This is a genomic window from Pseudorhodobacter wandonensis (assembly GCF_001202035.1).
GTDB classification, from domain to species: domain Bacteria; phylum Pseudomonadota; class Alphaproteobacteria; order Rhodobacterales; family Rhodobacteraceae; genus Pseudorhodobacter; species Pseudorhodobacter wandonensis.
Window position 1 is genome coordinate 39,469 of the sequence record NZ_LGHT01000017.1, and the last position, 8,746, is coordinate 48,214.

The following is an 8,746-nucleotide window of genomic DNA, read 5'->3' on the forward strand; positions in this document are numbered from 1 at the left end:
TTTCCCCTTAGCGCGTAAAGGCTTGGACGTTGCCGGCATCGACATTGACAATATTGCCGGTCGATTTGGCCGAAAGATCCGAAGCAAAGAAATAGGCCGCTTCGGCGATATCTTCGGGATACACAGAGCGCTTGAGCATGGACCGCTGGCGATACATTTCCTCTAGCCCGCCCTTGTCGGTCTGGTAGGTCGAGGCGCGCTGGTTCAACCATTCACCCGACCAGATTTTAGACCCGCGCAACACGGCATCGGGATTAACCACATTCACGCGAATACCAGCCTCGGCCCCTTCCAGCGCAAGGCAGCGGGCGAGGTGAATCTCGGCGGCCTTGGCGGTGCAATAGGCGCTGGCGTTGGGTGACGCGGCAAGCCCGTTTTTCGAGGCGATGAACACAATCGAGCCGCCGATGTTTTGCACCCGCATGGTTTTGAACGCCTCTCGGCTGACAAGGAAATATCCGGTCGAAAGGATATCCATATTCTTGTTCCACAGCGCCAGCGTGGTGTCCTCAATCGGGGCAGAAGAGGCGATGCCGGCGTTGGAAACCAGGATATCAACACCGCCAAATTCTACAGCCGTATGCGCGAAAGCGGCAATCACAGCGGCTTCATCCGTGACGTTCATCACAACGCTGCGTAGCACATCGCGGCCAAAACCGGCAGAAAGTTCGGATTCAGTGCGCGTCAGGGCCTCGGCGTCAATATCGGCAAGCATGACGCAAGCGCCTTCGCGCAGATATCGTTCGGCTGTGGCGCGGCCAATGCCACCTGCCCCGCCCGTGACCAAGGCCACGCGCCCCGCCAGTGACTTCGGCTTGGGCATCCGCGACAGCTTTGCCTGTTCCAGCAGCCAATATTCAATATCAAACGCCTCTTGTTCCGGCAGACCACAATAAGTGGAAACCGCTGAGGCGCCGCGCATCACATTGATCGCATTGATATAAAATTCACCAGAAATGCGGGCAGTGGCGCGGTCTTTGGCAAAGGTGATCATGCCAACACCAGGGACCAGGTAAACCACCGCATTCGGGTCACGCAGCGCGGGGGAATCGGCATGTTTGCAACGATCGTAATAGGCCGCGTAATCCTTGCGATAGGATTCAATCTGGGCAGGAAGACCCTCCATAACAGCATCAATATTATTGGCGGCGGGGTCAAAAGCCACAACCAAGGGGCAAATCTTGGTGCGCAGGAAATGGTCGGGGCATGACGTGCCAAGCGCCGCCAGCGGCTGCATATCGCGCGCATTTACAAATTCCAGCACGGCATCCGAATCGTCAAAATTGCCAACCATATGTTGCTGGCCGGAAACCATGCCGCGAATCGCGGGCATCAGGCGGGCAGCAATGGCGCGGCGCGCATCGCCTGCAAGGCTTGCATGCACCGCACCACCGAACGCCGGCACATCAGCCGTTTTTACCGCAAACCAATCCATCGCCTTTTGAATGATGTCCAAAGTCAGCGCATAGCAGGCCTCGGCGTCATCATCCCACGTGAACAACCCGTGACTTTCCAACACAACGCCCTTGGCATCGGGGTTTTCAAGACAGAATTTCTCCAACCACAAGCCCAACTCGAAGCCGGGCCGCTTCCAAGGAAGCCAACCGATATCCTTGCCGAAAATCTCTTGCGTCAGTTCTTTTGAATTGGCGCTGGCGGCAATTGCGATGATCGCATCTGGGTGCATGTGATCGACATGCTTGCGCGGTACATAGGCGTGAAGCGGCGTGTCAATCGATGCTGCACGTGCATTCAGATTAAAGGTGCAATGCGGCAGCAGGCCGACCATCTCATCCTCCATCTGAACACCCTTATAGATGCCCTTCAACGCGCGCAGCTTATCCATGTAAAGCGTTGCAAAACCGTCCATTTTGATCGAACCAACATCCCCACCGGACCCTTTGACCCAAAGCACCTCGGCCTGCTCACCGCTCAACGGATCAATTTCAATCACTTTGGCCGACGTATTACCGCCACCGTAGTTGGTAATACGCTTGTCGGACCCAAGCAGATTCGAGCGATAGAGTAACTTTTCCGCTTCAGTCATTGCGGACGCCTTGGCCGCATCCCATTGATTTACCAGACGATTAGTGGCGGTTTTTAACATGAATTCCCCCTCGGAATGACGGCGGCAGCGCCGCGATTTAGGATGGATGGTGCGGCGGATGCGACGCATTGTCAATCAAAAACAATCATAATTGATCGCTTGCAGCTGCATCTTGATTGAATTTGACAATTTATGATTGACATGCCCGCAATCTGCGCACATCGTATTACCCAATGGAGGAGCAAAGATGCACGAAACGGAACGCCACAGAATCATTCTATCGGCCGTACAGGACAGGCCGATGGTGACGGTAATTGACCTGTGCAATATGACCGATGCCTCCGAGGCCACAATTCGGCGCGATATCGCAACACTCCACATGCAAAAACGCCTGCGCAGGGTGCGGGGTGGCGCCGAATCCGTCAATCCGCCGCAGTTTGTCGGACTTGCCGGGCGGCCTTTTTCCGTAAACCAAGCAATCAACACCAAGCAAAAGCAAGCAATAGCGCGCGCGGCGGTCGAGCTGTGCAATGACGGTGACAGCATTATCATCAACGGCGGCACCACGACATTTCAAATGGTGCATCCACTGGCCAGCCGCCGCTTGCAAGTGTTCACCAACTCTTTCCCGATTGCCGAACATCTGCTGAAGCATTCCAAAAATACCATCACCCTGTCCGGCGGGACAATTTACCGCGAACAGAACATCATCCTGTCACCGTTTGAAAATGACGTGACCCGCAATGTCTATGCGCGCCGCATGTTCATGGGCGCACATGGTTTGGGGCCGATCGGGTTGATGGAGAGCGATCCGCTGCTGGTGCAGGCCGAACAAAAATTGATCGGGCAAGCAGATGAACTGATTGTGCTGGTGGATAGCACCAAGTTCAAAAACCGCTCGTCGCTGGTGCTGTGCCCGCTGGGCCGCATTGATACCGTCATCACAGATGAGGGCATTCCAGACAAAGCCGCCGCCATGCTTGAGGCTGCGGACGTTACCTTGATTGTAGCCCCAAGCGGGGCTGCACAAGCCGAAGAAACTGCGTCCTAAACGCTGAAACCACGTCACTCTAGGGAGGAAATCATGAGTGTAATTAAGAAAGTTCTAACCACAGTTGCTATCGGTGCGGCCCTAATGGGAACATCGGCCAGCGCCGACACCACCCGCATTGCGCTGGTAGTTAAGGCGCTTGGCATCGGCTTTTTCGAAGCCGCGAACAAGGGCGCGCAAGAAGCTGCGAAAGAGCTGGGCGATGTAGAGATCATCTATACCGGCCCGACCGATACCACTGCCGAAGGCCAGATTGAGGTGATCAACAGCTTGATCGCACAAGGCGTGGATGCAATCGCAATTTCGGCCAATGACCCCGATGCCGTAGCCCCTGCGCTGAAAAAGGCGATGGATCGTGGCATCACCGTGATTTCATGGGATTCGGGCGTCGCCAAGGAAGGCCGCCAGATGCACCTGAACCCATCCTCGGCCCCATTGATCGGCAACACGATTATCAAACTTGCCGCCGATCATATGCCAGATGGCGGTGATGTTGCTGTGCTGTCTGCCACTGCCACGTCCACCAACCAGAATATCTGGATTGACGAGATGAAAAAGGTGATGGGCAACTATCCCGGCGTGAACCTGGTCGCTACGGTTTACGGCGACGATCTGGCGGATAAATCCTACCGCGAAGCCCAAGGCCTGATGGCCACCTACCCCGATCTGAAGGCAATCATTGCACCTACAACGGTGGGTATTCTGGCAGCGTCACAGGCTGTGACCGATGCGGGTAAAATTGGTCAAATCAACGTCACTGGCCTCGGCTTGCCATCTGAAATGGCTGGCGCTGTGGAATCCGGTGCGACCATTTCCTTTGCGATCTGGAACCCGATTGATCTTGGTTACGCAGCGACCATGCTGTCATACAACATCGCCAAAGGGGCCACCGCCGAACCTGGTGCAAAAATTGGTATGGGCCGCATGGGCGAGGCAACGCTTGACGAAAACAACGAAGCGGCCATGTCCGACCCCTTTACCTATGACAAGTCGAACATCGAAGAATTCAAGTCAGTCTTTTGATCTGACCTGATACTATTCCGGCGCAGGCCCGTCCTGCGCCGCATCCCCAAACCCCTTCAAATTGGACTTTTCTCATGCAGCCGCAGCCCTCCGCCGCCGCAGTGACGGCCGTATTGTCTCTTGACGGCGTAATCAAAGACTTTCCCGGCGTGCGTGCGCTGTCTTCGGTGTCTTTGTCATTGTATCCCGGCCAAGTTACCGCACTCGTCGGTGAAAACGGCGCTGGAAAATCGACGGTCGTCAAAATTCTGACCGGTATTTATCAGCCCGATGGGGGCGCAATTCTGGTTGATGGCGCACCGGTCCAGTTTGCCAATGCACAGGCCGCCGCAGCACATGGGATCACCGCGATTCATCAAGAAACCGTGCTGTTTGATGAATTGACCGTGGCCGAGAATATCTTTTTGGGCCATGCGCCCAAGGGCCGTTTCGGATTGATCGACACGGCAGCCATGATCGCCAAATCCCGTGCCATTCTGACCGAGATTGAGGCGCCGATTGACCCCACCACGCGGCTACGTGACCTGAGCATTGCCAGCAAACACTTGGTGGCCATTGCCCGCGCGCTGTCAATCGATGCCCGTGTCGTGATTATGGACGAACCCACAGCCGCACTTTCCCACAAAGAAATCAATGAATTATATGATCTGGTCGATAAGCTGAAAGCACAGGGCAAAGCGATCCTGTTCATCAGCCATAAGTTCGATGAGATTTTCCGTATCGCCGACCGCTTTGCCGTTTTCCGTGATGGCCAGTTCGTTGGCGACGGGCATATCGCGGATGTGACCCAAGATGATTTGGTGCAGATGATGGTTGGCCGCTCGGTCGATCAGATTTTTCCGAAACGCATCAGCGCCATCGGCAAAGAGGCGCTGAAAGTCGTGGGCTATGATCACCCGACCGAGTTTGCAGATATTAGCTTCACGCTGCATAAAGGCGAGATTCTGGGCTTTTATGGCCTGATTGGCGCGGGCCGGTCCGAGGTAATGCAGGCGCTTTATGGCATCACCAAGCCGTCAAAAGGTGCGGTGCGGATTGACGGTGATGTGCGCATAATCCGCTCTCCCGCCGATGCTGTGGCGCATGGCATTGTTTACGTGCCCGAAGATCGCGGGAAACAAGGCGCGATCACCGCCCTTCCGATTTTTCAGAATGTGACACTGCCGTCGTTGCACCGAACCTCGCGCCATGGGTTTCTACGGCTGGCTGAAGAGTTCGCCTTGGCGCGCGAATACACCGCGCGGCTGAATCTGCGCGCGGCATCATTGGAAACGGCGGTGGGCAATCTGTCGGGGGGCAACCAGCAAAAAGTGGTGATTGCCAAATGGCTGGCCACCCAACCCAAGGTTATTATTCTGGATGAGCCGACCAAAGGCATCGACATCGGGTCCAAGGCCGCCGTGCATGAATTTATGGCCGAACTGGCCGCCCAAGGGCTGGCCGTGATTATGGTCAGCTCGGAAATCCCCGAGGTTCTGGGCATGTCGGACCGCGTGATCGTAATGCGCGAAGGCCGGATTGTCGATGAATTGAAAAGGGATGAGATGACGCCCGAAATGCTTGTCCGGCGTGCAGCAGGTATAGGAGACACCGAATGATCAGACGTTTTCTACGCTCGCGCGAGGCGGTCTTGTCGGGTGCGATCTTGCTATTGATTGCCTTGATCGCATTGCGCTTTCCTGCCTTTGTGGCACCGCAAAATCTGGCCAATGTCTTTAACGACACCTCGCCTTTGATGATCCTCGCCATCGGGCAGATGATCGTGATCCTGACCAAATGTATTGACCTGTCGGTTGCGGCTAATCTGGCATTGACAGGGATGGTGGTCTCGCTGCTGAACATCGCGGCGCCTGATTTGCCACTGGTGTTCACTGTGCTGTTGGCCCTGTCACTGGGCGCGCTGCTGGGCATGGTGAACGGCGTTCTGGTGTGGAAGCTAAACATCCCCCCCATCGTTGTCACCCTTGGCACCATGACGATTTATCGGGGCATCATCTTTCTGATTTCAGAAGGAAAATGGGTCAATGCGCATGAGATGAGCCCGGCTTTCAAGGCCCTGCCGCGCCAGATCTTTCTAGGTTTTCCAATGCTGTCGTGGTTTGCGCTGGTTGTGATCGTGATCGCGGTGGTTGTGATGAACCGCACCACGCTTGGCCGCGCCTTTTTCGCGGTAGGGGGCAACCCGCATGCTGCTGTTTATACGGGTCTGAATGTGGGGCGCACGCAGTTTTGGGCCTTTACCATTTCAGGCGCTTTGGCGGGGTTGACGGGGTATCTGTGGGTGTCGCGTTATGCCGTGGCCTATGTGGATATTGCCGGCGGGTTCGAGCTGGACGTTGTGGCCGCCTGTGTCATCGGGGGTATTTCAATTGCCGGGGGTATCGGCTCGGTCGGAGGGGCTGTTTTGGGCGCGCTGTTCTTGGGCGTCATCAAAAACGCGCTGCCGGTGATCAACATCTCGCCATTCTGGCAACTTGCGATTTCGGGCGCTGCCATCATCATCGCCGTCGCTTTGAACTCTCGCGCTAACAAAACCCGTGGCCGCATCATTCTGAAACGCAAGGAGGCAGAGGCATGAGCACGACCGAACGTTATATCCCTGATCGTCTGCAAAGTCCTTGGGCGCGGCGCCTGCGGTCATGGGAAACGCTGTTGCTGGCAGTTGCGGTGGCTATTTTCACCTTTAACGCATTCGCCTCGCCGTATTTTCTGAATGCGTGGAACCTGTCGGACGCGACCTTTAACTTTACCGAAAAGGCGATGATCGCTTTTGCGATGGCCTTGCTGATTATTGCAGGCGAAATTGACCTGTCGGTGGCCTCAATCGTTGCACTTGCCTCAACCGCGATGGGGGCTGCGGCACAACTGGGTGCATCGCCCACAAGTCTGGTTTTGATCGGGTTAGTCGTTGGGCTGCTTTGCGGGGCCTTTAACGGCGTGCTGGTCACAGTGATGGGCCTGCCGTCTATCGTCGTGACCATCGGCACGATGAGCCTGTTTCGCGGCATCAGTTATATTGTGCTGGGCGATACGGCCTATGGCGGCTACCCTGCCGGATTCAGTTTCTTCGGGCAAGGCTATGTCTGGTGGGTGTTTTCCTTTGAATTTGTGCTGTTTTGCGTGCTAGCACTTGGGTTCGGCGTCTTGCTGCATCTGACCAATTTTGGCCGCGCGGTTTATGCGGTCGGCAACAACGCGACTGCGGCGCTGTTTTCCGGCATTCGGGTGAACCGTGTTAAGTTCATCCTGTTTTTGCTAACAGGCCTTATGGCGGGAATTGCCTCTGTCTGTCTGACCTCGCGCCTTGGGTCCACCCGCCCCTCTATCGGTTTCGGCATGGAGCTAGAGGTCGTTACCATGGTCGTTTTGGGCGGCGTCAATATCCTTGGCGGCTCGGGCAATATTCCGGGTGTGGTGATAGCGGCATTCGTTATGGGCCTGGTCACCTTTGGCCTTGGGCTGCTGAACGTGCCGGGGATTGTGATGTCTATCGTCATTGGTGGTCTGCTGATCGGGGTGATCGCCCTGCCCCGCCTTTGCTCGATGTGGAGACGGTGATGGAAAAATATGCCTTCAAGATGCAGCTGCATGCTGGTCAAAAAGCTGAATACATCCGCCGCCACGATCAGATCTGGCCCGAACTGGTGGCCCTGCTGAAAGACGCTGGCGTTAGCGATTATTCCATTCACTTGGATGAAGATACCAATATGTTGATTGTCATTGAGAACTGACCCGGCACCAGCAGAAATTGTCATTGAGAATTGACCCATGTGTAACCTTGCCCCGGCTTGAATCAGCTGGGGGCGCATGGAGTGATAGACATGGGATTTTTGAGGGTAATTCGGAAATGGGCACTGCGGGATAAGATGCCTATTCGCGAGATCGCGCGGCGGACGGGCGTATCTCGCAACACGATCAAGAAGTATCTGCGGGAGGGGATTGTTGAACCTGCATTTCAGGTGCCAGATCGCCCCAGCAAGCTGGACCCTTATGCTAAGCATCTTACTGCGTGGCTGACGACTGATCAGCGCAAATCACGCAAGGAACGCCGAACGGCGAAGCTGATGCATGCCGATCTTGTAAAGCTTGGATATGACGGTTCCTACGAACGTGTTGCGGCCTTTGTGCGGGAATGGAAGGGTGACCGGCAGCGTGCGCATCACACGACAGATCGTGGGACTTTCGTGCCGCTGGTGTTCGCGCCGGGCGAGGCTTTCCAGTTCGATTGGAGCGAGGACTGGGCCTATGTCGGCGGCGAGCGTATCAAGCTGCAGGTCGCGCATATCAAGCTGTCGCACAGCCGGGCATTTTTGGTGCGGGCCTATCTGTTGCAAACGCATGAGATGCTGTTTGATGCCCACTGGCATGCATTCCGCGTCTTCGAAGGCGTCCCCGGGCGTGGCATCTATGATAACATGAAGACCGCGGTCGACCGGGTTGGCGTCGGCAAACAGCGTGATGTGAATGCGCGGTTCCTGGCCATGACCAGCCACTACGTCTTCGATCCCGAGTTCTGCAATCCGGCGGCGGGCTGGGAGAAGGGTCAGGTTGAGAAGAGCGTGCGTGATGCCCGACATCGCCTATGGCAGGTCGCTCCTGTCTTCCCAGACCTTGCTGCACTGAAT

Annotated in this window: 7 protein-coding genes and 1 pseudogene; 7 read left to right on the forward strand and 1 reads right to left on the reverse strand. The window is 55.8% G+C overall.

Features of this window, described 5'->3' with window-relative positions; translation table 11 throughout:
* Nucleotides 1–7: 7 nt before the first annotated feature.
* Nucleotides 8–2,107, reverse strand: a complete 2,100-nt coding sequence (locus AKU79_RS02390; RefSeq protein WP_050522001.1) for a bifunctional rhamnulose-1-phosphate aldolase/short-chain dehydrogenase — start codon at nucleotides 2,105–2,107, stop codon at nucleotides 8–10.
* Between the two features lie 187 nt (nucleotides 2,108–2,294).
* Here AKU79_RS02390 and AKU79_RS02395 point away from each other — a divergent pair, with 187 nt between their 5' ends.
* From AKU79_RS02395 to istA, 7 genes and pseudogenes are all read left to right on the forward strand, one after another.
* Entirely contained in the window at nucleotides 2,295–3,098 is an 804-nt protein-coding gene (locus AKU79_RS02395) for a DeoR/GlpR family DNA-binding transcription regulator (protein ID WP_050521992.1), read from the forward strand.
* A 33-nt stretch (nucleotides 3,099–3,131) separates the two neighbouring features.
* Complete coding sequence (gene rhaS / locus AKU79_RS02400) at nucleotides 3,132–4,121, forward strand: rhamnose ABC transporter substrate-binding protein (RefSeq protein ID WP_050521993.1); 990 nt, start codon at nucleotides 3,132–3,134, stop codon at nucleotides 4,119–4,121.
* Nucleotides 4,122–4,195: 74 nt separating this feature from the next.
* Entirely contained in the window at nucleotides 4,196–5,719 is a 1,524-nt protein-coding gene (locus tag AKU79_RS02405; protein ID WP_050521994.1) for a sugar ABC transporter ATP-binding protein, read from the forward strand.
* Nucleotides 5,716–6,699, forward strand: coding sequence for an ABC transporter permease (locus AKU79_RS02410; protein WP_156209404.1), 984 nt, complete (start codon nucleotides 5,716–5,718; stop codon nucleotides 6,697–6,699). Before AKU79_RS02405 ends, AKU79_RS02410 begins: the two co-directional genes overlap by 4 nt.
* Nucleotides 6,696–7,679 carry an ABC transporter permease gene (locus AKU79_RS02415; RefSeq protein ID WP_050521995.1) on the forward strand — a complete coding sequence of 328 codons (984 nt, stop codon included), beginning with the start codon at nucleotides 6,696–6,698 and terminating at the stop codon, nucleotides 7,677–7,679. Before AKU79_RS02410 ends, AKU79_RS02415 begins: the two co-directional genes overlap by 4 nt.
* Nucleotides 7,679–7,834: pseudogene (locus tag AKU79_RS02420) on the forward strand (L-rhamnose mutarotase); the annotation flags it as partial. The gene AKU79_RS02415 and the pseudogene AKU79_RS02420, both read left to right, overlap by 1 nt.
* A gap of 108 nt (nucleotides 7,835–7,942) precedes the next feature.
* A partial coding sequence (istA, locus tag AKU79_RS02425) for an IS21 family transposase (RefSeq protein ID WP_050522003.1) occupies nucleotides 7,943–8,746 on the forward strand: 804 nt, incomplete at its 3' end.